This is a genomic window from Streptomyces chromofuscus (genome assembly GCF_015160875.1).
In the GTDB taxonomy this organism is placed as follows: Bacteria; Actinomycetota; Actinomycetes; order Streptomycetales; family Streptomycetaceae; genus Streptomyces; species Streptomyces chromofuscus.
In genome coordinates, this window is sequence record NZ_CP063374.1 from 310,627 (window position 1) to 334,494 (window position 23,868).

Sequence of the window (23,868 nt, forward strand, 5' to 3'; positions counted from 1 at the left end):
CTCACCACAAGATCATGTCTGTGGCCACCAGAGGCTCCACGTTGGTCACCGCTCAGTCCACCGTGATGAACCGCTGGAAGTAGTCGGCGGGCGCGCCCTCGCCGACCAGGACGCCTTCCGCCTCCACCCAGGCGTGCGCGGCGAACGGCGGCTGGGTGCGTACGCCGACGCACCAGGTCGGCCACTGGCCGCGCAGTCGGCACAACAGCACGGTGGCCAGGGAGCGCGGCAGGCAGCCCTGTTGGCCGCCGGCGGCCAGGCTGACGGCGAGCACCGTCTGGCGGGCCCGGGCGGCCTCGGCGACGGTCGCGGGCCGGGCTCCCCTGCGCAGCCGGAGCAGCACCGTACGGATGCGGGCGGGGGGCTGCCGGGCGAGGAGATGGGCGCAGCCGACGGCCAGCCGGGTCACCAGCCGCGGACCGAGGGGCACCGACCGGGGATCGTGCGGGACGACTTGCGAGGTGGACACTGCGGCAAACCCTCCGGGACGAGGACGGGACCGGGGCGGAAGAGGAGCGGGGAACGGGCGGGAAGAGGCGGGGCGAGCACGGGGCCGGGAGGGGGACGGCGGTGCGGGCCCGGTCAGGCTGCCAGGAGCTTCGCGGTGCGCAGTTCCTCGAGGATGCGCGTGATGTCCTCCTCCACCTGCTCGGCGCTCACGTCGTACCGGCCGGTGAGCGCCGTCACCGCCTGCTGCCTGCTCGTGCCCTCCAGCAGGGTCCGCACGATCAGCGCCGCCGTGGGATTGAGGGTGTAGTACTCACCGCTGTTCTGGTCGAGCAGGGCCATGCCGTACTCGGTGTCGGCCGTCACCACGCCGGGGCGCAGGGTCATCGTCATGCCGTGATACCTCCCATGTCGGTTTCCGTCGGCTGCAGCGGGTCGCGGTGACGTTCGCGTGTGCGCAGCCACACCTCGCAGCCGACGGTCGGGTGCAGCAGTGCGCTTTCCAGGTCGGCGGCGAGCGGGCGCATGCACCAGTCGCGCAGGGCCGGCACGTCGACGAGGCCCAGTTCGCTCAGCCGGGAGTCCTCCCAGAGGGCGAGCAGTGCGGTGCGATGGCGGCGCAGCCCGGTCTCCTCCTCGAAGGCGGCGTGCGCCTTGGTGGTCCGGTGGCGGCTGGCCTCGGGGACGACGCCCCGCATGGCCTGCTCGATCAGCGGTTTGTACCGCCAGGGAGTCACCCGGTCCTGGGGGCGGACGGCGAGGGCGGCCTCGACGAGGAGGTCGTCGTAGTAGGGGGCGGCGAAGGTGACGCCGAGCGGTTCGGACATCTGCTGGACGTGCCGGGCGAAGCGGGCCAGGGTGCGCAGGGTGGCCAGCTCCCGGTGCCCGCCGTGGCCGGGGCTCAGCGGCCGCGCGTCCTTGGCCTGCTCGTGGATCAGCTCGCGCGCGGCCTCCACGGCCCGCCGGGTGGCCCACGGGGGCAGCCGCGGCGGGGTGCCCCAGGTGAACAGGGGGACGGACATGGCGGGTTGCGGGTGAGTGAGGTCGTGCGCGACGTGCGTCAGCCAGGAGCCGTACGGGCGTCGGTCCAGAAGCTGGGCCAGGGCCGTGCGGCGGGACCAGCGGTGGCGGGAGGTGAAGCCTCGGGCCAGCCGCCAGGCCGTGCGGGGGTGGCGTGGCAGCAGGTTGTGGACGTGGGCCGAGGCGCCGCTGAACAGTTCGTCGCCGCCCATGCCGCTCAGGTGCAGCGGGGAGCCGCGTTCCGCGGCCCGTTCGACGATGTACATCCGGCGGTGGCGGTTGACCGCGTAGGGGGACGGGGTGTCGAGGCCGTCGTCGAGGGTGTCGACGCGGTCGAAGGTGAGGGGTACGGCGGTCGCGGGCACCACGTGGTGTTCCACCGCCTCCAGCGCCTCCACCGTGCGCCGTGCGTAGGCGACGTCGTCGCCGAGGACGTCGTGGATGGCGGCGGTGTAGGCGACGGTCCTGGCCCCGGCGCGGGCGGCCGTGGCGACCACCGCGGTGGAGTCGACGCCGCCCAGGTCGGCACTGACCAGTTCGCGGCCCGCGATCCGTGCGGTGACCGCGCCGGCGAGCCGCTCCCGGACCAGCCGGGCGCCTTCGGCGAGCGACAGGTCGGCCGGGGGCGGACTCCAGCAGCGGCTCGTACGGAGGTGCCCGTCGCGGTCGAGCAGTACGCGCTGGTCGCCGGGGACGACGTCGACGCCGCGCCAGACCGTCTGGGTGGTCAGCGGGTGCAGGATCGCGGGACTGAGCAGCTGCACGGCCAGACGGGCCTCGTCCAGGTCCGCGCCCGTCAGGTCGGCCAGGACGTCGGCACGGTCCGACACGAGACAGGCGCCGTGAGCCCCGGGCGCCTTGGCGGCGAAGACGCTGCGGACACCGGTGACGGTGCCGTGGACCAGCGTCCTTCCGTCGCGGCAGGCGATCACGTGGTGACTGCCGGGCCAGTTCCTCGCGTACGCGTCGGCGGCCTCGAGCGATCCGGTACGGGCCGCACGCGCCGCTTCCTCCTCGGTCACCGCGTGCTGCCCGAGCACGGCCAGCCGGGCGGGTCCGCACACGGCCGTCGTCACGGCGTGGTCCGGCCAGCGCCCGATCAGCCAGGGCCGACCGGACGGGTGCGGTATCCGACGGGTCCCACGGGAGCCGGCTCGCGCGGCGAGGGGCGCGACGGCGTCGGTGTCCGGGAAGACGAGGAACCAGCAGGCCCCGGCGGGAGACGACGGGCCGGTCACCATGGGCGGGTCCTTCCGGTCGGGTGCGGTCGGCGATGTGCGGCAGGGGTGTGGGCGGCGCCGTCGGCGCCGCCCACGCTCTCCACCAGACCCCTGTTAGGTGTACATGACAAACAGAGGCGGGTGGGGGGGAAGGTCAGAGCAGGCTGTGGCCGCCCAGCAGGTCGGGGCTGCCCGTCCCGGCCAGGCCCGTGACCTTCTGGAAGTCGCCGACCTTGGTGAGAGTGGGACGCTCGTAAGCCATCGTCAAATCCCTTCGTCGATGATCGTGCCTTCGATGCAAGCGGCATCGCCCCGCCTGCTGCCCCAGCCGGCGCGCCGCACCCGAGGAGCGGGCGCCGACGGCAGTGCCCAAAGCTAGGCGTGCGCGTTCCTCCGTCACAACCGGGTCCGCCAGCCATCCGGGACACGCATCGGCACCAGCCCTGCTGTCACACCGGCCACAGAACTCACGGATTGCCGGCGCCGAGTCATACTCCCCGCACGACGGGGTACCCGCGACGCCCTCTCCGGGCAGCGGCAGGCGGTTTCGGCCCCGATACGCCGCGTCCAAGGGGGACGCGAACCACGACAGCCCCGGCATCACCTGGCACGATGCGCCTGCCACACGCTCAGCCCGCCGGCCCCGACGGGCAATCACCGCCTCAGTGGCCGAGAAACCGCCCTTGCGAGACAGCCGGCACCCGTATGCGGCGCAGGGCCCGGTGAGTTCCTCGTCCTTCTCCTCTGCAGGAGTGGGGATCGGCGCGGGCGGCGTCGGTGACGCAGCCGCGTACGTGGTCGTCGAGCAGGCCGAGGGCGACTTCCGCGAGGCGCGGAGGCCGGCTCTGATCCGGGTGAGGCCGCCGAGCAGCAGTGGTCGTCGGTGACCATGCGGCACCCCGCCCGCGACCCGGGCGGCGCCGGCGTGGCGGGGCCCGAAGAAGAACCAGCCCAGCCCGGTGACCAACAGCATCGCGGCCAGGACCACCACGACATCGAGGGCGCCCACGAGATGGTCGCCTCCGTTGGAAGGTCACTCTCCAGCACGCGCTGGGGTACCCGTGCCAGGCAGGGGCTGACCGGCCCACAAGTCCTGGACCCTCCGGCCCAGGAGCGTCACCTGTACAGGGGAACAATGGAGGCGAGGGCAGCAGTCCGCCCGGACGACGGGCTCCGCGCCCGTACGAGTCGCCGGAACGAGCCGAAGCAGGTGGGTGGCGATGATGTTCTGGTACGGCCACGATGTCAGCGGGTGGGGCTGGTTCGGGATGTCGGTCGGAATGGTCTTGTTCTGGGCGCTGATCATCACAGCCCTTGCCCTGGTCTTCCGCGCCGCCAACCGGCCCCACGAACACACTCACACCCCCGCAGCACCCACACCTGAGCAGATCCTCGGTGAGCGGTTCGCCCGTGGGGAGATCGACGAAGAGGAGTACTGGCGACGTCTGAACGCTCTGCATGCCGGCCCTCTCACCTGATCCTGACCACGGCGGCACCGCCTGTGACCGTGACCCTCCGTCGAAGGAGGCGCGTGATGAACGACAAGCGCAACTACGGCATGCACGCGGGGAGGGGGAGGGGGTGAGTGCCATGGCCGCCGTGAACGCATCGGTGGTCGGGGTTCACAACGTCCCGCCTGATCACCACCGTCGAGCCGTGCCGCCCGCCGCCGGCCCGCCTGCGCGGACGGCGCGGACGGCGCGCCGCAGACATACCCGCCCACGCGGCGGGCGAGGCCCGCTACTGCACCTCTCCCGCGCATGACGGGTCGATGATGGAGGTAAGCCGCAACAGGAGGTGATGGGCGATGCCACCGCACTGTGACTCTCTCGACGGCCCCGTCGTCACGGCCGCGCGCAGAGCCCTGGAGGAGAGGGATGTCGACCGGGTCCTGCCCTACGTGTCTGAAGAAGGGGAACCAGAAGTTCGTGAGGCGTTCGAGCTCACCGCCAAAGCACGGACGCTCGGCCAGGAGGCGCAGGAAGTGGCCGACCGCTGGTTTTTCGAGACGGTCGTCCGCGTACACCGCTCTGGAGAAGGCGCTCCCTTCACGGGACTGAAGCCGGCCGGGCTCGACGTCGGACCGGTCATCCCGGCTGCTGAGCGAGCCCTGGACGCCGGCTCCGCGGACGAACTGGCCGGGATGCTCTGCGAGATCGTCCGTGAGCAGGTGGAAGAGCATCACGGCCACGCCATGGCACTCAAGGAGCACGCCGCTGAGGGAGTGGCTGCCACCCGCGCATATGTGGAGGCCTGTCTCGGTCTGCAGGTGTGGGCACACCACCTGTACAAGCAGGCGATCGCCGTCCCGCATGCACCAACCCGGCGCTCATGAGGGAACGAACAGTTCGGCCGCCCGCCGTGTGGACTCCGACGCAGGCGCGCGGCCGTGTGCCCTTGCCACTCCTCGATCGCCAACCGGATGCCGTGCCTGCGGAAAAGGCCCCGAGCGGTCACCCGCACAACTTCCGGCCGATCCCCGTTCAGTGCACGGGTTTCCACCTTCGCCCGCAGGCGCAGTGCGGCGAGGGTCAGTTGCTCCTCCTCGGTTCCTCGGCCCGAAGCGATGCCTGCTCAGACTGCAGGTCCGCGACCTGGGAAGCCATGGCCGTGCACCGGATCAGGGCTTCGCGGCGAGGTCCTCTCGTCCGACGGTCGGCGCCTGCTCGGCCTGTCCTTCCAACCTGCCGCCGTACTGCCGGCGTGACCCGGGCCGGAACGTCGGTCCTGGCGTCCCAGCTCCGGTCAGCAGGTGCTCGATGCCGATGTCCGGCCCGTGCAGGTCCCCAGCTGCGGCCCCGTGCGCCGTCCTCCACGATGAATGCATGGCCCTCGTCCGATCCGCTCAGCCTTTCGACGCCTTCCGGGCGCTGGCGGACCGACGTGGGCGGCCGGGAGACAAACTGATCAAGTCGTTGGCCGAGGCCAGGGCTGGAACGCGGAACGGCCCCGAGGTCTGGGCACCGAAGGTCGCCGCCCACCTTGGGCTTCCTGCTGCCGCCGCTCTGGGACCTGCCAGTTACTACGCGGACCTCGCCGCCCCGCACGGAGACCGCCATGTCCGGGTGTGCACCGCGACGGCGTGCTTCGCCGCAGCGGGCGGAGAGCACCTCGCGGAGGTGGAGCGTGAGCTGGGTGTCGCGGAACACACCGCCTCGCCGCACGGTGACGTGTCAGTGCAGGCCGTCCGCTGTCTCGGCTACTGCTACGCGGGGCCCGCCGCCCTTGACGGCAACACACCCTGCACCGGCGCGTCCCTCCCCGCTCAGCTCGCCGGGCGGGAGCCACCGCGGGCGCCGGAGATCCCGGTGGCCGACGACACCGGTGACCCGGTCCTGCTCGGTGGTGTGCTCTCCGGTGAGCCGGCGTGGCAGGTGTGGTCGAGGACGGTGTCGTCGGCCACGGCGGACGAGGTGCACCGGGAGGTGGCGGCGTCCGGGCTGCGTGGGCGGGGCGGCGCCGGATTCCGCGTGGCGGCGAAGTGGGAGGCGGCCGGCCGCGCACCCGGGACCGTGGTCGTCGCCAACGGCGACGAAGGGGATCCGGGTTCTTACGCCGACAGGCTGCTGATGGAGGCCGACCCGGGGCGCGTGCTGGAGGGTCTGGCCCTGGCCTGTTTCGCGTGCGGGGCCCGTGAGGGAGTGGTGCTGGTGCGCTCCGAATACCCGGCAGCTCTGGCACGGATGAGGGAAGCGGTGCGCCAGGCGTACACCGCCGGGTGTCTCGGAGCGTCGGTGCGCGGGACGGCCACCTCTTTGGACATCCATGTCGTCGAGGGCGCCGGCTCCTACGTCGCCGGTGAGGAGACCGCGCTGATCGGAGGGCTGGAGGGCGGTCGCGGGTGCGCCCGGCCCCGTCCGCCGTACCCGACCGAGCGTGGGCTGTGGAACGCGCCGACCGTCGTCAACAATGTGGAGACCCTGGCGGCCGTCCCCTGGATCGTCCGGCACGGCGGCCGGGCGTACGCCCGGCGTGGCACGTCCGACGAGACGGGGACCAAGCTGGTCTGTCTCTCGGAGCGATTCGCACGGCCCGGTTGCTACGAGGTCGAGCTCGGCACGCCGGTTCGGCACATCGTCACCGAGCTGGGAGGCGGTCTGAAGGACGGCGCCGAGCCGGCGGCTCTCCAGGTCGGCGGGCCGCTGGGCGGCTTCCTCGCTGCCGACGCGCTGGACGTACCGCTGTCGGAGTCAGGGCTGTCGGCCCGAGGCGCCGCTCTGGGCCACGCCGGTCTCGTCGCCTTCGACGAGCGGGTGGCTCCGGAGGAAGTGCTTCGTCACGTATGGGAGTTCGCCGCGGCCGAGAGCTGCGGCGCGTGCTCACCCTGCCGCGTCGGCTCGCGCCGCGGCCTGGAGCTGGCATCCGCCGATGCCCCGCCGGGTCAGGAGTGGGAACGGCTGTCGCGACTCCTCACCGAGGCGAGCCTGTGCGCCTTCGGACGGCGGATCCCGCCCGCCGTGCACAGCCTTGCCCGCGCCTACGGGGACCGACTGGCGGGATGGGAGCCATGAACGCCGTCACGATCGAGGTCGACGGCACCGGCGTCGAGGTGCCCGAGGCGTCGTCAGTGCTCACGGCGGTGCGGGCAGCCGGGATCGAGCTGCCCGCACTGTGCTCCGACGACCGGCTCAGTCCCGCCGGGTCATGCCGTACGTGTCTCGTACGGGCCGAGGGACGCATCGCGGCGGCCTGTGTCACTCCGGCCTCCCCCGGCATGCGCGTGGACACCAGGAGCGACGAGGTCGTGCGGCTGCGCCGGGACGCGGTGGAGGTCATCGTCTCCGCACTGCCGCCCCGGGCCCTCGCCGACGACAGTCCCAGCGAACTGGCCCATGTCTGCCGGTCGATGGGCATCGGCCCCGAGGCGGCGCAGGGTGCCGGAGGACAGGGCGCGGACGAGTCCCACCCGTACGTCCACTTGGACCGGGACCTGTGCATCGCCTGCGGCCGGTGCGTGCGAATGTGCTCGGAGTTGCAGGGCACCTTCGCCCTCACCCTGGTCGGCAGAGGCGGCGACACCGTCGTCGCGCCCGGCACCGGCGGCCCCTGGGCCGAGTCGGACTGCGTGGCCTGCGGCGGCTGCGTGGACACCTGCCCCACGGGGGCGATCACCCAGCCCGGACCGGCGCGGGGACTCACCTCGGCGTTCCACCCCGTGAAGGCCCGGACGCGCACCACCTGCGGCTACTGCGGCGTGGGCTGCACCCTCGACGTGATCGCACACGACGGTGAGGTCACGGCGGTGCTGCCCGCCCCGGACGGCCCGGTCAATCGCGGCCACGCGTGCGTGAAGGGTCGCTTCTGCCACGGATTCCGCACCTCACCGGAACGGCTCACCCGGCCGCTGCTGCGACGCGACGGCGTGCTGGAGCCGGTCGGCTGGGACGAGGCACTGGCGCACGTCGCCCGAGGGCTGCGGGCCGCCGTCGATGCCGGCGGCCCGGACTCCGTGGCGGCGATCTCCTCGGCCCGTGCCACCAACGAGGAGAACTACCTCGTACAGAAGTTCATGCGGGTCGTCATCGGAACCAACAACGTCGACAACTGCTCCCGCCTGTGCCACTCCCCCTCCGCCGCCGGCCTCACCGCTTCCTTCGGGCTCTCCGGCGGCACCGACACCTTCGACGACGTGGAGCGGGCCGACTGCCTGCTGGTGGTCGGAGCCAATCCCGTCGAGGCCCACCCGGTGGTCGGAGCACGGCTGCTGAGGCGGGTCCTCCGCGGCGCCAGGCTGGTCGTCGCCGACCCGCGTGCCGTGGGTCTCGCCCTGCACGCCGACGTGCATCTGCGTCCGCGTCCCGGCACCAACGTGGCGCTCTTCCACGGGCTCGCCCATGTCCTGCTCGCCGAAGGGCTGACCGACGAGGCGTTCCTGCGCGAACGCGCCACCGGACTGCCGGAGCTGACCGAACTGCTGGCCGACTACCCGCCGGACCGGGTCGCGGACCTCACCGGCGTGCCGGCCCCTGACCTGGTCACCGCCGCCCGCCTCTACGGCAGCGCGGATCATCCGGCCATCGTCTACGGCCTGGGTGTGACCGAGCACCTCCACGGCACCGACGGCGTACGGTCCCTGGCCAACCTGGCGATCCTGTGCGGCGCCGTGGGCACCGACCGGGGACACGGGGTCAACCCGCTGCGTGGCCAGAACAACGTCCAGGGTGCCTCCGACATGGGCGCTCTGCCGGATGTCCTGCCCGGATACGGCAAGGTGACCGACCCGGCCGTCCGCATGCGGGCCGAGGGCGTCTGGGGCGTACCAGTCCCAGGGCGGCCCGGCCTGCGGATCCCGGACATGTTCGCCGCCGCACGAGCCGGCGATCTGCGAGCGCTGTGGGTCATCGGCGAGGACGTCTGCGCCACCGACCCCGACGCGAACCGGGTCGTCCACGCCCTGGACGCGTGCCCGCTCGTCGTGTGCAACGAACTGTTCCTGTCCGAGACGGCCCAGCACGCCGACGTCGTACTGCCGGTGGCTTCCTGGCTGGAGAAGGACGGGACCTTCGTCAACTTCGACCGCCGGTTCCAGCGCGTCCGCCCCGCCGTGCCCCCACCCGGACAGGCCCGCACCGACTTCGACACCCTTCGGGCCGTCGCCGAGGCCATGGGAGTCGGCCTGGTCTGCGCGACTCCCGCCGACGCCCTTGCCGAGTGTGGCCGGCTCGCGCCTGTCTTCGCCGGGCTCTCCCACGACCGACTGGACCGCGAGGGCTCCGTCCCATGGCCCTGCACGTCCCCCGACCGGCCGGGAGAAGCCAAGCTGTACACCGAGCGCTTCGCCACACCGGACGGGCGGGCCCACCTGGCCGCCGCCCCGTACCTCCCCCCGGGTGAACGGCCCGACGACGACTATCCGCTGGTCCTGATCACCGGGCGGCGCTGGGCTCACTACAACTCCGGAAGCATGACGCGGCGGGGCGACAACCTCGCGCTCGACCCGGTTGACTTCCTGGACCTCCACCCCGACGACGCCGGCCGGTACGACCTGCGCGATGGCGAGCAGGTAACGGTGGAGAGCCGGCACGGCCGAGCCCGGCTCATCGCTCGTGTCGGTGACCAGACCACCCCCGGCCAGGTCTTCTGCTCCTTCCACTTCCCCGCGAGCGGAGTGAACCGCCTCACCTCGGACGTCGCGGATACCGTCACCTCCTGTCCCGAGTACAAGGTCACGGCGGTCCGCGTGGCCGTGCCGTAATGGGGGCAGACGGGGGTTGCCCGTCTCCTGCGTGGCCGCCGCCTCCGTCCTTCCGCCGGCCCTCACCGCAAAGTCACACGCCGCAGCAGCCGGAGCCTCGTCCCACGAGACCCGTCACGGCCGCCCTTGCCTCTCACCCACTTTCCGGCAGCGGCGGCGCTCCGTATCGGTCTGGGGCCGACGCCGGCACCATCCGCGCCCTGGAGAGGCTTCCCGGCGCTGCGTGAGGTGACCCTCAATCCGTCGACGTGGCCGTCTCAGTGCGGGAAGACCCGGCTCAGCCAGGACGCTGCACCCGGGCGGAGCGGGAACGCCGACCACCGGGATCGCCGCCTCCCGCCGAGGCGCCGCGCGGCCGCCGCTCCGGCCACAGCCGTGCCTGCACACGCATGACCACATGGCCGAGACCGGACAACGCGCAGGCGATCGCCAGGTCCCCGAGCGACAGCAGCTCTGTGCCCAGCAGGTCCCGGAGAGGGGGCAGATAGACGCCGGCCGCCTGAAGGCCCAGGGCCACACCCACGGCAACCAGCAGGAACGGGTTGGCCAGGCTTCCCGGACGGGCGCGGGAGCCCAAGGCAACGCCCAGCTGCGTCGCGCCGAGGACCAGGAAGATCATGGACTGCCAGGGGCGGCCCGTCTCCCTGGCCCACACGCCGGCCACCAGGGTCACAGTGGCGACGAAGGCGCCCATGAGCAGAATGCGCGGCCACAGGCCGGCGCCCAGCACGCTCTCCTCGGGGGGCCGGGGCGGATGGCGCATCGCGTCCGGGGCGACGGGCTCCGCACCGAGCGCGACACCGGGCAGGCCGTGCGTGAGCAGGTTGATCCACAGGATCTGTGCGGGCAGCAGGGGCAGCGGCATCCCCAGGAAGGGTCCGAGGAGCATCACGAGGATCTCCGCGGTGCCTCCGGCGAGCGCGTAGAGCAGGAACCGGCGCACGTTTGCGTAGACCCGGCGTCCCTCTTCGACGGCCGACATGATGGTGGCCGGGTTGTCGTCGGCGAGCACCAGGTCGGCGGCCTGGCGGGCCACTTCGGTGCCGCGCCGCCCCATGGCGACACCGATGTCGGCCCGGCGCAGGGCCGGGCCGTCGTTGACCCCGTCACCCGTCATCGCCACCACCTGCCCGGCCCCGCGCCATGCCTCGACGATGTCCAGCTTCTGCTCGGGAGTGGTCCGCGCGTAGATTCGTACGCCGGTCAGCTCGCCCGCCGTTCCCTCCCGGATCCGTTGCCCGGTGGTGACCTCGTCCTCCCGGGAGGCAATGCCGAGTCGCTCGGCCACGGCCCGGGCGGTCAGCGGATGGTCGCCGGTGATGAGTACAGGGACGATACCCGCGCGTTTGCAGGCGGCGATCGTCGGCTCGGATGCGGCGCGGGGCGGGTCGAGGATGCCGACGAGGCCGAGCAGCGACAGGCCCGACTCCCATGTGCCGGCCGGTTCCCATGCTTCCTCGCGGTCGGCCGACGCGACGGCGAGCACCCGGTATCCGTCACGTGCCAGTGCCTCCGCCCGCGCCGCCGCCCCGGCAAGCAGCTCCGGGCCCTCGGCCAGGACCTGCGGTCGGAGCACGGACTCCGGCGCGCCCTTGCAGGCGACCCGCACTGCGCCGTCCGGCCGGCGGTGGACGGTCGTCATGCGCTTGCGGCCGCTGTCGAACGGGATCTCCTCGACGCGCGGCAGTTCGCGGTCCAGCGCCGCCCGGTCCAGTCCGAGCCTGGCCCCTGCCGCCAGCAGCGCGGCCTCCGTCGGGTCACCCAGCGCGCGCCACTCCGTCGAGCCGTACGGCGGTGGCTCCAGCGCGGCGTCGTTGCACAGCATCGCGACGCGCAGCAGTGCCGCCAGGTCGGGTGCGTCGTTCGCCGTGACCGTCCGCCCGTCGCGGACGACCCGGCCATGGGGCTCGTATCCGGTGCCCAGGACCGTGGCCTGCCCGCGCGGCGTCCACAGCCGTTCGGCTGCCATTCGGCCCTCGGTCAGGGTGCCGGTCTTGTCGGTGGCGATCACCGTGACGGAGCCCAGGGTCTCCACCGCGGGCAGTCTGCGGACGATGGCGTGCCGGTCCGCCATCCGCCGTGCCCCCAGGGCGAGGGCGAGCGTGACGACGGCGGGCAGGGACTCCGGTACGGCGGCGACCGCGAGGCTGATCGCCGCCACGATCATCAGTTCCACGGGCTGTCCGCGCACCAGCCCGAGGGCCAGAACCACAGCGCACAGTGCCACGATCGCGGCTGCCAGGACCCGGCCGAATCCCGCCAGCCGGCGCTGCAGCGGGGTCGGACCGGGTGCGGCACCCATCAGGGTTGCGATCCGGCCGAGCGCGCTGTCGGTTCCCGTGGCGGTGATCATGACGCGTCCGTGGCCGCGGACGACAACCGTGCCCGCCGACATCGTGCCGTGCGACGGGTCGCTGTCTGGGGCCTTCTCCACCGGAACGGACTCCCCCGTCAGCGAGGACTCGTCCGCCAGCAGCAAGGCCGCGGTCAGTACGTCCCCGTCGGCGGGCACGATGTCGCCCTCGGCCACGAGGACCAGATCGCCGGGCACCACCTCGGCAGCCGCGAGGGAGCGTTCCTCGCCGTCCCGTACGACTCTGGCGGTGGGCGCACTCATGGCGGACAGGGCCATCACCGCCTGTTCGGCTCGTACCTCCTGAACGACGCCGACCGCGGTGTTCACCGTGATGACGAGCAGAATCACGGCGGCATCGGAGAGATCACCGGTGGCGATCGTCAAGGCGGCGGCCACCAGCAGCACCAGGATCAGCGGGTCGCGCAACTGCTGCAGCACCCGTCGCCATACGGGGGCACGCGGCTCTGCCGGGATCGCGTTCGGCCCGTGAAGCGTCAGTCGACGCGCGGCCTCGGGCGACGACAGACCCCCCGCGGAAGATGCGGACCATGTCGTAGGGGGTGCGTCGGTGCCCGCATCGAAATCCCGGTCGCCCCGCTGCTCGCTCACACGCCCGGCTCAGTTCTGTACGCGCCTGCGCCACGCACTGCCAGAAGGTCGTTGCCGCACACCGCGAGGACGCAGGGGCGTACCAGAGCGGCGGCGACAGGACCGGCTTGTTCGCTGTGTGCCATTCACCAACTCCCGTCATGCAGGGAACCGCCGTCCCCGAACACCGGTGTCCGCTTGTCAGGGTGCCACCACTGACGCCGACCGGCACGACCGACCACTCGTCGTGTGGACGATCCTGGCGATGCAAGACCGTCGCCGCGCCACCGGCCGGAGCAAAACGCTGGTCGGCGGCGTAGCCGACCGTCGCCGCCGGCGACGCGTGGTCCTTCCGTCGTGGACGTGGTAGGCCTCGTCATGACGAGACGGCTCAGACCGCCATCGTGGGTCCAACCCCTCCTTGGGAACCCGTGGCCCGTCCGGCGGATCCCGCCGCGGACGCCGAGGTCTCCCCACCCGTCTGCGTACGTCAGCTCTCCGGCAGCACGAGCGTGCAGGTCTCTCCGGGCGCGACGGTCACGGCCCGGTCGGCCAGCACCACGCGGATCGGTGACTCCTCCGAGTCGGGCACCCGGATCTCCAGCTGTCCGCTCCGACGCCGTACGCCGACACCCCAGTGGCCGCGGTAGCGCAGGGAGAACCCGTACTCCGACAGTGCGGGAAGGGGCACCGGGTCCAGCCAGAGGGCGTCCTCACGCGTCTCCAGTCCCGTCAGGCCGCGCTGCACCAGGTCCAGGGTCCCGGCCATGGCGCCGAGGTGGATGCCCTCTCCGGTGGTGCCGCCCTGGATGTCGGCGATGTCCGCCTCCAGAGCCTCGTGGACGTAACTCCATGCCTCGGCTCGTCTGGCCCGGGCGAGGACGAGTCCGTGGACGAGTCCGCTGAGGGTGGAGCCGTGGCTGGTGCGTTGCAGGTAGTAGTCGACGGTCCTGCGCCAGACCTCGTCGTCCACGTCGTACCCGAGACGGTGAAAAAGGGCCCGCAGCTCGGTGGAAGAGAAAAGGTAGCCGAGCATCAGGACGTCGGCCTGTTTGGAGGCCTGGTAGCGGTTCACGGAGTCGCCCTCGGCCTCGAGGATGCGGTCCAGTCGCCGGATGCTGTCGTAGTGGGTGCGGTATGCGTCCCAGTCCAGCTCGGCGAGGTCGCCGTAGCCGTCGAACTGGCTGATGACGCCCTGGTGGAACGGCACCCGCAGCCGCCGGGAGACCTCCTCCCACTTCGGGAGTTCGCCGCTGTCCAGCTCGATGCGTTCGAACAACTCCTGCCGGCGCCATGCCGGGAGGCGCCGCACCAGATCCAGGGCGCGAGCGAGTACCCAGACGGCGGTGACGTTGGTGTACGCGTTGTCGTCCAGGCCCGGCTGGGCGGCGGCGGGGTAGCTGTCGTGATATTCGTCGGGGCCGACCACGCCACGGATGCGGTATCGACCGAGGCCCGGAGCGAACTCCGCGCTGTCCGCCCAGAAGCGGGCTATCTGCAACAGCATCTCCGCGCCCTTGGTGTGCAGGTACTCGGTGTCACCGCTTGCTTCGCAGTACTGCCACACGTTGTAGGCGATCGCCGAGCCGACGTGGTGCTGGAGCCGGGAGTTGTCCGGGAGCCACCGGCCCGAACGGGGGTTGAGGTGCAGCTCCTGAGTCTCTTCACGGCCGTCGCTACCGGACTGCCATGGGTACATCGCCCCGGCACGGCCCGCCGCGCGAGCGGCGCGGCATGCCTGCGGCAGGCGCCGGTGACGGTAGTTGAGCAGGGCCCGCGAGACCTCCGGGAGACGCAGGTTCAGATACGACAGCACGAACAACTCGTCCCAGAAGACATGACCCCGGTACGCCTCGCCGTGCAGCCCCCGGGCCGGCACGCCCACGTCCAGGTCCGCGGTGTGCGGCGACAACGTCTGCAGCACATGGAACAGATGCAGGCGCAGGACACGGCCCGCCTCCCCGGGCACTTGGACGTCCGCGCCCCGCCACAACCTCGCCCAGGCTGCGACATGGGAGTCCACGAGCGCCGGGAAGCCCGCAGCCGTGGCCACCTGGTCGAGCGCCGCGCCGAGCGGATCACTGATCGCCGTGTCACGGGAGGTGTGCAGGGCCACGGTCTTGTCCACGACGGCGGGGCGGCCCGGGGCGACCGGTATCACGAGCCGGTGTACGGCACGGCGCTGAGACGGACGAAGCTCCGACGACGTGGGCGGCTGCCCGACGCAGGCCGTACGGGCCGCCATGCCGATGCCGATGTCGGAGGTACTGGTACGGCAACTCAGCCACAGCACGTCGGTCGCGAACGCCCCGGTCCGCACACGGACCAGGTGGCGCCGGTTGAGAGACCGGTAACGGTGAACGTTGCTGTTGATCACGTCGCCGTCGAGCACGGACTCCACCTCAAGCCCCCCGGACCACTCCTCGGCCGTGACAACGGTCCGCAGCGCGGCCAGGTGCGGATCCCCCATGTGCACCAGCCGGACCTGTTCCACACTCAGCACCCCTGCCTCGTCGTCCCGAAAGCGGAACGTGCGTGTCAGCGTTGCGCGGCGCAGGTCCAGAGTGTGCCGGTGGTCGAGCGGCTGCCGCGTGTCGGGAGAGAACCACGGGCCCGTCGATCCGTCGGCAAAGCGGAGTCGGAACCGCAGAAGCAGCCAGTTCGGGAGGTTCACCAGGTCCTCGTTCACCACCCGCCGCCCCGCCACGGTGGACTCCAGACGGTTGTAGACGCCGGCCGCGTAAGTGGCCGGGTAGTGCACCAGCCCCGCCCTGCTCTCGGGTATGGCGCCACGGGTGGCGAAGTAGCCGTTCCCGAGTGTGCACAACGACTCGCGCAGCCGCTCATCGGCCGGGTCGTAGCCCTCGTACTCCCAGGTCCACTCCGACATCCGCCACCCTCTCCTTCTCCCTTCACAAGCTGTGCAGGAGCACGAGACGCGCGTCGGCTCAGGCCCGTCGCGGGACGACGACCACCGGGCACGCACCGTGATGCAGCAGGGCGTGGGCGACCCTCCCGAGCTGGAGACCGGCATGGCCGTGGCGCCGCCCCGCACCCACGACCACCAGGTCGGCGTCGTGGGAGGCGTCGAGGAGGACCTGGTGTGCGGGGGCTTCGACTGTCCGACGGTGCACCTCTACCTGCGGGTGGCCCCGTACCGCGTCGCGCAGCGCGTCGGTGAGCAGGGTGGAGGCACGCTCCTCGTGGGCACCTGCGGCATCGTCCGCCGAGCCGTCCGTGGGGTCGCCGAGGCCGACCACCACCGGTGGCAGGTCGACGCCTGCCCCCCGAAGGGCGGTGGCGGTTGCCCCCAGCGCGGCGGCCGCAGTGAGGTGAGTCGCCACGGCAGGCTCGGCCGTCCGTTCCTCCGGACGTGCCGGGCGGTCCGGCGAGATGTGGGCGCGGCGGGCCGATTCCCTCCGGCTGAGCCCGTGCCCCCGGCGTTCGACGGCCACGCGCCGGCCGACATGGCCGGGGTCGAGTGCCCCGGGCCGGATGCCCACGGGTCTTCGTCCGTGTCCGACCGGCGCATGTGGATAGGGCGGCGTTCCGTCCACGTGGTGGCGTCCGACGATCTCGCCGTCGCGCCTGGTGACGCCGGTCGCCGGACCTTCGATGGCGAGTTGGTCGCCGAGGTGAGCTCGCATGATCGCCGCCATCTGCTCAGAATGGTGTTGTATCCAACGTGCCACGCGCGACACGCCACCGCATGGGACGACCGGCCCATACCGCATGGGCGGGCTGAGCCGACTGGAAGTCAAAGGTCACAACCCGGACGGGAGAGCCGACATGCAGCACCGAACGGTCGCGGAGCTCATGACCAGAGACGTCGTCAAGGCGCGGCGCGACCTGCCGTTCAAGGAGATCGTCAGGCTTCTGGCGGAGAACGACGTCACCGCTGTGCCCGTGGTGGACGACCTGGACCGCCCCATGGGTGTGGTGTCCGAGGCGGACCTGCTGCGCAAGAGCGCCGACCAGGCCGACCCGTCTGGCAGGGTCCCGGTTCCACACCTCGAGGCATGGGAGCGGGCCAAGGCCGAGGGCTCCCGCGCCGAGGAACTGATGTCGGCTCCTGCAGTGTGCGCGCGTCCGGAGTGGAGCGTGGTGGAGGCCGCCCGCCTGATGGAGGCCCAGCACGTCAAGCGGCTGCCCGTCGTCGACGAGACGGACCGGCTCCTGGGCATCGTCAGCCGTGGCGACCTGCTGCGGATCTTCCTGCGCCGTGACGACGCCATCCGCGACGAGATCGCCGAGGACGTGCTGCGACGCACGATGAGGCTTGCCCCCTCCGAGGTGACGGTCGAGGTGCGCGACGGGCGAGTGGATCTCAGGGGTTCGGTCGAGTTCAGAAGTCTGATCCCTGTCATCGAGCGGCTCTGCCGGAGCGTCGACGGGGTGGTATCGGTCTCCGAACATCTTGCGTACCGGACCGACGACGCCCGACGGTCCTCCACCACTGCGACCTGAGGGGGCCGTCGGAGCGGCTGGGAGACACCCTGACCGTGACCGCGGGAACGGGCACTGACCTGCCGAACCCGGTACGCGGCCCGGCGGACTGTCCCACCCCGGTCAGCCGGTGATCTCGATGTCTGTGCCTTCCCCGTCTCGGTCGTCGGGACGCGCACCGTGAGGACTCCGCTCGTCAGGTCCGCGCCGTGTGCCCGGTTCGGATCTCGGCAGCAGAGTCGTGCGGTAGCCTCCTCGATCCCGCCGTGGATGCCGAACTCGCCCTCGGCGACCTCGTTGCGAACGCCTCGACGCCGGAATCAGGCCTCGGGGCCGTGGGTCCCCCGCAGGGAGCAGTTCACGACCGGACGCCCTGCCGCCGCCGGGACGCACAGCGCGCCCTTCGAGGCGATGGCTGTCTGGTGGCTGAGCTGGTTGAGCACGTACGTCTCGGCCAGCTGTGCCTGCGGGAGAGGGGCGGTAGCCTCCATCAGGAGCTCTCCCGCCGGCACGATCCGTTCCGACCGACGGCGACCAGGAAGCCGCGCTCAGGAGGCAGGTCGCGGACGAAGGGGCTGAACGTCGCGGGGCCGGTGATTTCCCTCCCGGCCGTAGGACATGGCCATCGTCACTGCGTACCGATCGGTTGCCGTCGCGTCGGGCATCGGCGTCGCCTCGTCGTCTCTCGTCCGGGTTCCCTGCCCGTCACCGGGGGAAGCGCGCGGACCACAGGGGCTCGACCACATCCCACTCGGCGTCCCACCGTGCGTACCTTCTCCGGTCCAGCACGTGGCGCATGCCTGCGCGCGCCGCGCAGAGACCGGCGCCCACGCCGATCGCGGCCACCACGCCCACAAACCAGCCGGTGGTCGTGGCGTTGAACTCGCTCATCGGCGGACTGGTGAGGCCGCCGTCCCGGTCCACCCACACGCGCACTGTGGCGCCCTTCGGCGTTCCCGGCTCGACGAGGGTCGTCCCGGTCCGCACCGTGCCGTTGCCGTCCGTCCAGCGGACCTGCGCCCATTGCTTCTCGTCCATGGCGACGTCCTTGACGTTCGACGTCAGTCGGGCGGTGACCTCCTGCCGCTGCGCCGACTGGGCCTGCACGGTGCGCATCGACGACTCGTACGCCGTCAGCCCCGCGCTGAGCGCGGCCACCGGCAGGCCGAGGAGAAGGATCAGCATCAGGAAACGGCGGAACCAGGACTCGAACCTGTCGGACGTACGTCGGAGGGGGTTCGCCCCCTTTGACTCGTGCTGCCGACGCGGCGGGGGCGGACCGGACGCATGCGGCGAATCGTGTGCGCTCATGACTCGGCCTCCAGCGGGTCGCTGGTCCGTTCCCTCACCACCCGTCCCACCATGGGACGGCACCAGCCTCCGGTGACAAGGCCGAAGGCCCCCGCGGGGACGGCTGCCGGCCCCGCGGGGGCCGACCTCCGACGTGGTCCGTCTCCGCAGGTCCGGTCATATCCGGGGGACGACCGCGATCGGACAGGGCGCGTGGTGCAGTACCGCATGGTTGATCAACCCCAGTTGCAGGCCCAGGTGTCCCTGTCGTCTGCGGGCGCCGACGACCAGTAGGTCAGCCTCGGAGGCCGCCTCCAACAGGGCCTGGCGTGCCGGTCCCTCGATCACCCGTCGGCTCACCGGGGCCTCGCGGTACTGCTCCGACGCGTCCCGCAGGGCGTCGTCCAGCACCTGCGCCGGCGGACGCCGGTGGGCCTCCAGGGCGTACGACGACGGGGCTTGGGGTGTGGTGAGGCCGAACGGTGCGCTCCAGGCGTGCACCGCCACCAGTCGGCAGTGCCGCACATGGACCTCGCGGAACGCGAACTGTACGGCCGTGCCGCTGCCCTCTCCCTCCTCGACCCCGACGACGACGCTGCCGAACCGTGCGTTCCGGTGCTCTGCCGCGCCGCGCACCACGACGACCGGACAGTCCGCTCGCGCCGCCACGGCGAGGCTGACCGACCCAAGGAGCATGCCGGCCAGGTCACCGAACCCCCTGGATCCCAGCACCAGCGCGAAGGCGTTACGCCCTTCGTCGACCAGCGCCGTGGTCGCGTCTTCGTGCAGCACTTCGCTCGACAGCCGCACCGTGCGACCACTTTCCCTGACACGTTCCGAGGCGGCATCGATCACATCAAACGCTTCGTGATCCCGCGCCGCCGCGTGCAAGAGGTGGAGCGGCACGCCATGCCGGACGGCTTCGTCGGCGGCCCAGTCCACCGCCTCCAGGCTCGCCGGGGACCCGTCGATGCCGACCACCAGGGGAATCGTCACCGCCGCATCTCCTCTCGGCCGGATTCCGATGTCTCCGGATCCCTCCTGCGGTCCACACGCGCCCGCGGACGGGGGTTGGGGGCACACCTTCGTTCAGCGTGGTCCACCCCGCATTTCCAGCTTCATACGTCATGCAGGTCGCCGCCATGCAGGCAGCCGTCGCGCGAACCGTTCCGCCGACACCGCGCAGGCGCGGCTCCAGGCACCGGGAGAACCATCACGCCGCGGCGGAAGAAGAGTTGGGCCCTCCCGCATGCTCCGGGCCAAGCATCCGGCGGACCTCCGTCCTGCGGTCCCACCGCGGGGAAGGGCCGGTGTTACGCCCGAAAATCCCTGTCGCTGCGAGCACCGGGCGACCGTTGTTTACTGGCTATAGGCGGTGACCGGAAGGACACGGCTGCCGGGGCGACCAAACGGTGGTACTCCCCCATGGCTGATCAGTCTCCCGCAGTCGCTGCCCGGGCTCCCTGTCCGCGCACCGTCGCCGCCAGGGCACTGTGTGGTCGCAAGGGGTCCACCTTGCGCAGGGCGGATTGATCAGCGTGTCGGACCGCGTCGGCCCACGATCCCATCACTGCCTCGAAAGGAGGCTCGACATGGCGCAGCCCCAGCCGGAATCCCATGCCACGCTCGGACCGGAGGCCCGGTTGAGCCGACTGGAGGCTCAGGTCGCGACCCTGGCTGAGGCCGTCCGGGTACTCGCCCGTGGCCTGGAGAACATCCCGTCGGAGGACGTTCCCCCCGAGGAAGCGGCCCGCGGTGCACGACTCGCCCACGAACTCCTGCTCTCCCAGGGCCTGTAGACGCTCCCCGGCGCCCGAAGAAGCCCATTCGGCCGCCGGTGACGGGCACACGGCCCGACGCGCCGCCGAAGAAGCCACAGGGAGTCAGCGATGACCCACGTACAAGGACGAAGCCCGATCGTGGTCGGCCTCGACCCTGATCCCGGCAGACGCGCGGCGCTCGCCTGGGCCGCCGACGAGGCGGACCGGCGCCGCCTGCCCTTGCTTCTGGTCCTCACGCAGAACGTGCCGACGCCCGGATATCGGCCGACCGGCGGCCGGCCGTCCTGGGAGGAGTGGACGGAGGCACTGCACGCCACGGGCGACAGCGTGCTGAAGGATGCGGTGGCCTTCGTCGAGTCCCGGTATCCGCAGACACCGGTGTCCGGGCTGCTGGCCGAGGGGCACCCCGCATGGGTGCTGCGTGAGCAGGCACAGAACGCCACCATGGTCGTGCTCGGTTCCTGGCATCTGAGTCCTCTCCGGGAGCTCTTCACCTCCGCCGCCGTCGCCTTGCCGCTGATCGCGCACGCGCCCTGCCCCGTGGTGACCATCCCCGAGTCGGAACACATCACACAGGAGCCCCCGTACTTCGTGGTCGGAGTCGACGGCAGCCCTCATTCCGCAGCCGCCGTCGACCTTGCCTTCGAGGAGGCCGCGCTGCGCGGCGCCGTCCTGCGGGCCCTGTACGTGTGGCACCCGCCGCTGCTCGGAGTCCTGGACGAGAACGCGGCCGTCCAGGAGTGTCGCCGGCTGCTGTCGGAGACCGTCGCCGGGCGTACGGCCGCCCATCCGGAGGTGGAACTGCACCACGAGGTCGTGACGGGCCACCCGGTGCAGGTCCTGGCCACGGCGACAGAACACGCCCTCGGTCTGGTGGTGGGCACACGCGGGCACGGAGGCTTCACCGGCATGCTGCTGGGCTCCGTCAGTCAGGGCGTACTGCACCACGCCCACTGCCCGGTCATCACCGTCCCGCACACCGACCAGTAGCAGGCATGCGGCGGGGGCCGCCCCTCGCCGGTCATTCGCAGCGCGGCTCCCGGCCGGGTGCGCGGAGGGATGACCATGGGTCTCCACCGGGGCGCCCCTCCGTCCGGGTCGGCTGAGGCACGTGCCGCGTCGCACCGACGGGGTCCCACCCTTCGCATGGCGGTCAGGTGGCCGCGTCATTCCCCGTTCGCGTGCGGCACGACGGCGACCGGGCAGGGTGCATGGTGCAGGAGGCCCTGGCTGACCGAGCCGAGCAGCAGTCCGGAGAACCCGCCCAGCCCGCGGCTGCCCACCACCAGCAGCACCGCCCACTGGGCCGCGTCGCTGAGCACCCGTACCGGATGCCCGCGAACCACCGTGTGCCGGACCTCGACCTGGGGGTACTTGTCCTGCCGGCCGGCCGTGGACTCCGCCAGTACCCGCCGCGCCTCGTCCTCCGCATCCTCCAGAGCCAGATCACGGAGTCAGGGGGCTGCCAGGCCGAGACCGCGATCACGCGGGCCTCGCGGAAGGCGGCCTCCTCGAAGGCGAACCGCACCGCCTCCGTCGACAGGGCCGAACCATCCGCACCCACCACGACATGGGGCGGGGCAGGCGTCACGGGCTCCGGCTCGCGAACCACGACGACCGGGCACGGTGCGTGCGTGACCAGCGGCTTCCCCACCGACTCGCGGCTCAACAGATCCCGTACGATGCCGCGGTGCCGCGAGCCGATGACCACCATGGCACTGCCCGCCGCCCGGGCCCGCGGCGACCACGGTGAGCCCCGGACGCCGTCCGGCGGCGAAGTCCCGCGCGTCCTCCAGCACCGGCGCGTGGGCGGCACGGGCCGCCGCGCCCCACGACGTCCCGGGCGAGCTCAGCTCGGCGGACCCGCCCTCCAGTCCGGGGCCGGCCTGGCGCCTGGCGTGGCATCGACCCCGACGACGACCGCTCCCCGCACCTGCGACGTACTCATGCCTGTGTTCCTCATCTCGGCCCGGTGCACCGCCGTTCGGGCATCCGTCCCCGTGGTGGACGCGCTCCCTCCGCTTCGGGCGTCGCACCTCGGGGATGCCCGACCGATTCCGGTGTTCATCCCTTGACGACTCCGAGCGGCACCAGGCGGACGACCCGCCGGGCCAGCCCCGCGCCTTCCGTGGCGGTGGCGACCGCGTCGACGTCCTTGTAGGCGTCGGGGGCCTCCTCGGCGAGCGCGCGCCAGGAGACCGGACGGACGGCGATGCCGTGGGCCTCCAGCTCGCCGCCCAACTGCTCGCCGCGGACCCGCCGCAGTGCCTGGTGGCGGCTCCATACGCGTCCCGCACCGTGGGCGGACGACCAGAACGCGTCATTGCCGACGGTGCCGACCATCACGTACGAGGCGGTGCCCATCGTGCCTGGAACCATCACGGGCTGCCCCGCCCTGGTGAGGTCCGCCGGCAGGTCGGGGTGGCCGGGCGGCAGGGCACGGGTGGCGCCCTTGCGGTGGACGCACAACTGGCGCGAGACGCCGTCCACATCGTGGCTCTCGATCTTCGCGATGTTGTGCGAGACGTCGTAGACCAGGTCCAGGCCTACCCCGGCGGCGGCGAAGGCGCGACGCGCGGCCTGGGTGAGCAGCTGGCGGTTGGCCCTGGCGTAGTTGGCGGCGGCTGCCATCGCCCCGAGGTAGGCGCGGCCCGGTGGGGAGACAACGGGTACGCAGGCCAGTTGCCGGTCCGGGAGGTGGATGCCGTAGGCGCGCAGGGACTGGTCCATGACACGGACGTGGTCGGTGCACACCTGATGCCCGAGGCCGCGGGAGCCGCAGTGGATCATCACGCACACCTGGCCCTGGTGCAGGCCGAACGCGGTCGCGGTCTCGGCGTCGTACACCCGGTCCACTGCCTGCACCTCAAGGAAGTGGTTGGCCGAGCCCAGGCTGCCCACCTGCTTCAGGCCCCGGTCCGCGGCCCGCTGCCCGACCTGCGACGGGTCGGCTCCCGCCAGCGCTCCGCGGTCCTCGCAGCGCTCCAGGTCGCGTGGCACGCCGTGTCCGTGCTCGACCGCGTACCCGGCACCGGCGACCAGTATCTTCTCCAGCTGCGCCCGCCCGGACAGTTCCCACAGTCCGCCGGGTCCCAGGCCGCGCGGGACGGTGTCGCCAAGGATGTCCATCAGCCTCCGCATTCCGGAGGCCGGCGGGTCGCGGTCCATACCGGCGGCGAGCAGCCGGACGCCGCAGGAGATGTCGAATCCGACGCCGCCCGGCGATATCACTCCGCCTGCTTCGACGTCCGTGGCGGCCACGCCTCCGATGGGGAAGCCATACCCCCAGTGCACGTCGGGCATCGCGTACGAGGCACGGACGATGCCGGGCAGGGTCGCCACGTTCGCGACCTGTTCCAGCGCCTTGTCCCCGGCCACCTGCGGCACAAGCTCCCGCGCCGCGAAGACGACCCCGGGCACACGCATCGGGCCCTGCCGCTCGATACGGAAGCGGAACGGGGTCTCCTGCACCAGTGTGATGTCCATGCCCTTCATCCTCTCTTCGCCGTGCTTCCGCCGACGCGA

At 71.9% G+C, this 23,868-nt stretch carries 18 protein-coding genes and 2 pseudogenes; 7 read left to right on the top strand and 13 right to left on the bottom strand.

What is annotated here, in order from left to right:
• Positions 1 to 52: 52 nt before the first annotated feature.
• The 4 genes from IPT68_RS01265 to IPT68_RS01280 all read right to left on the bottom strand — a co-directional run bounded on the left by IPT68_RS01265 (position 53) and on the right by IPT68_RS01280 (position 2,949).
• Positions 53 to 469, bottom strand: a complete 417-nt coding sequence (locus IPT68_RS01265) for a lasso peptide biosynthesis B2 protein (RefSeq protein ID WP_189697567.1) — start codon at positions 467 to 469, stop codon at positions 53 to 55.
• Between the two features lie 113 nt (positions 470 to 582).
• Positions 583 to 840, bottom strand: coding sequence for a lasso peptide biosynthesis PqqD family chaperone (locus IPT68_RS01270; RefSeq protein ID WP_228040153.1), 258 nt, complete (start codon positions 838 to 840; stop codon positions 583 to 585).
• Entirely contained in the window at positions 837 to 2,708 is a 1,872-nt protein-coding gene (locus IPT68_RS01275) for an asparagine synthase (protein WP_189697566.1), read from the bottom strand. Before IPT68_RS01275 ends, IPT68_RS01270 begins: the two co-directional genes overlap by 4 nt.
• Positions 2,709 to 2,841: 133 nt before the next feature.
• Positions 2,842 to 2,949 (bottom strand): keywimysin-related RiPP, encoded by a 108-nt coding sequence (locus IPT68_RS01280; RefSeq protein ID WP_110635242.1) that lies wholly within the window; start codon positions 2,947 to 2,949, stop codon positions 2,842 to 2,844.
• Positions 2,950 to 3,907: 958 nt separating this feature from the next.
• Here IPT68_RS01280 and IPT68_RS01285 point away from each other — a divergent pair.
• From IPT68_RS01285 to fdhF, 4 genes are all read left to right on the top strand, one after another.
• The gene (locus tag IPT68_RS01285; protein ID WP_189697565.1) at positions 3,908 to 4,165 is read left to right on the top strand and encodes an SHOCT domain-containing protein; all 258 of its coding nucleotides are present in this window, start codon (positions 3,908 to 3,910) and stop codon (positions 4,163 to 4,165) included.
• A gap of 329 nt (positions 4,166 to 4,494) precedes the next feature.
• Positions 4,495 to 5,022, top strand: a complete 528-nt coding sequence (locus IPT68_RS01290; protein WP_189697564.1) for a DUF6448 family protein — start codon at positions 4,495 to 4,497, stop codon at positions 5,020 to 5,022.
• A gap of 490 nt (positions 5,023 to 5,512) precedes the next feature.
• Positions 5,513 to 7,198, top strand: a complete 1,686-nt coding sequence (locus IPT68_RS01295) for an NAD(P)H-dependent oxidoreductase subunit E (protein ID WP_189697563.1) — start codon at positions 5,513 to 5,515, stop codon at positions 7,196 to 7,198.
• The gene (gene fdhF / locus IPT68_RS01300) at positions 7,195 to 9,882 is read left to right on the top strand and encodes a formate dehydrogenase subunit alpha (RefSeq protein WP_189697562.1); all 2,688 of its coding nucleotides are present in this window, start codon (positions 7,195 to 7,197) and stop codon (positions 9,880 to 9,882) included. The genes IPT68_RS01295 and fdhF overlap by 4 nt, the downstream gene beginning before the upstream one ends.
• A gap of 277 nt (positions 9,883 to 10,159) precedes the next feature.
• Here the strand turns inward: fdhF and IPT68_RS01305 are convergent, their stop codons facing one another.
• From IPT68_RS01305 to IPT68_RS33705, 3 genes are all read right to left on the bottom strand, one after another.
• Positions 10,160 to 12,847, bottom strand: coding sequence for a cation-translocating P-type ATPase (locus IPT68_RS01305; RefSeq protein WP_228040155.1), 2,688 nt, complete (start codon positions 12,845 to 12,847; stop codon positions 10,160 to 10,162).
• 469 nt (positions 12,848 to 13,316) lie between these two features.
• Entirely contained in the window at positions 13,317 to 15,716 is a 2,400-nt protein-coding gene (locus tag IPT68_RS01310; RefSeq protein ID WP_189697561.1) for a glycoside hydrolase family 65 protein, read from the bottom strand.
• Between the two features lie 58 nt (positions 15,717 to 15,774).
• Positions 15,775 to 16,473: a universal stress protein gene (locus IPT68_RS33705; RefSeq protein ID WP_444545031.1), complete on the bottom strand. Its 699-nt coding sequence runs from the start codon at positions 16,471 to 16,473 to the stop codon at positions 15,775 to 15,777.
• Between the two features lie 142 nt (positions 16,474 to 16,615).
• Between IPT68_RS33705 and IPT68_RS01325 the strand changes: the two genes are divergently transcribed.
• A complete protein-coding gene (locus tag IPT68_RS01325) occupies positions 16,616 to 17,293 on the top strand; it encodes a CBS domain-containing protein (protein WP_189697726.1) in 678 nt (225 codons plus the stop codon).
• A gap of 302 nt (positions 17,294 to 17,595) precedes the next feature.
• Here the strand turns inward: IPT68_RS01325 and IPT68_RS01330 are convergent.
• The 3 genes and pseudogenes from IPT68_RS01330 to IPT68_RS01340 form a co-directional block, all read right to left on the bottom strand.
• Positions 17,596 to 17,937 (bottom strand): annotated as a pseudogene (locus IPT68_RS01330) (nicotinate phosphoribosyltransferase); the annotation flags it as partial.
• A gap of 40 nt (positions 17,938 to 17,977) precedes the next feature.
• Entirely contained in the window at positions 17,978 to 18,583 is a 606-nt protein-coding gene (locus IPT68_RS01335) for an Rv1733c family protein (RefSeq protein WP_189697560.1), read from the bottom strand.
• A gap of 156 nt (positions 18,584 to 18,739) precedes the next feature.
• Positions 18,740 to 19,558: a universal stress protein gene (locus IPT68_RS01340; protein ID WP_189697559.1), complete on the bottom strand. Its 819-nt coding sequence runs from the start codon at positions 19,556 to 19,558 to the stop codon at positions 18,740 to 18,742.
• Positions 19,559 to 20,154: 596 nt separating this feature from the next.
• Here IPT68_RS01340 and IPT68_RS01345 point away from each other — a divergent pair.
• Positions 20,155 to 20,361: a hypothetical protein gene (locus tag IPT68_RS01345; protein WP_189697746.1), complete on the top strand. Its 207-nt coding sequence runs from the start codon at positions 20,155 to 20,157 to the stop codon at positions 20,359 to 20,361.
• Between the two features lie 90 nt (positions 20,362 to 20,451).
• On the top strand, positions 20,452 to 21,333 hold the full coding sequence (locus IPT68_RS01350; protein ID WP_189697558.1) for a universal stress protein: 882 nt from the start codon (positions 20,452 to 20,454) through the stop codon (positions 21,331 to 21,333).
• A 176-nt stretch (positions 21,334 to 21,509) separates the two neighbouring features.
• Here IPT68_RS01350 and IPT68_RS34555 read toward each other — a convergent pair whose 3' ends face one another.
• The 3 genes and pseudogenes from IPT68_RS34555 to IPT68_RS01360 all read right to left on the bottom strand — a co-directional run bounded on the left by IPT68_RS34555 (position 21,510) and on the right by IPT68_RS01360 (position 23,829).
• On the bottom strand, positions 21,510 to 21,788 hold the full coding sequence (locus IPT68_RS34555) for a universal stress protein (RefSeq protein WP_322734606.1): 279 nt from the start codon (positions 21,786 to 21,788) through the stop codon (positions 21,510 to 21,512).
• A 56-nt stretch (positions 21,789 to 21,844) separates the two neighbouring features.
• Positions 21,845 to 22,057 (bottom strand): annotated as a pseudogene (locus IPT68_RS34560) (universal stress protein); the annotation flags it as partial.
• A gap of 350 nt (positions 22,058 to 22,407) precedes the next feature.
• The gene (locus tag IPT68_RS01360) at positions 22,408 to 23,829 is read right to left on the bottom strand and encodes an RtcB family protein (protein WP_308438755.1); all 1,422 of its coding nucleotides are present in this window, start codon (positions 23,827 to 23,829) and stop codon (positions 22,408 to 22,410) included.
• Between the last annotated feature and the right edge of the window lie 39 nt (positions 23,830 to 23,868).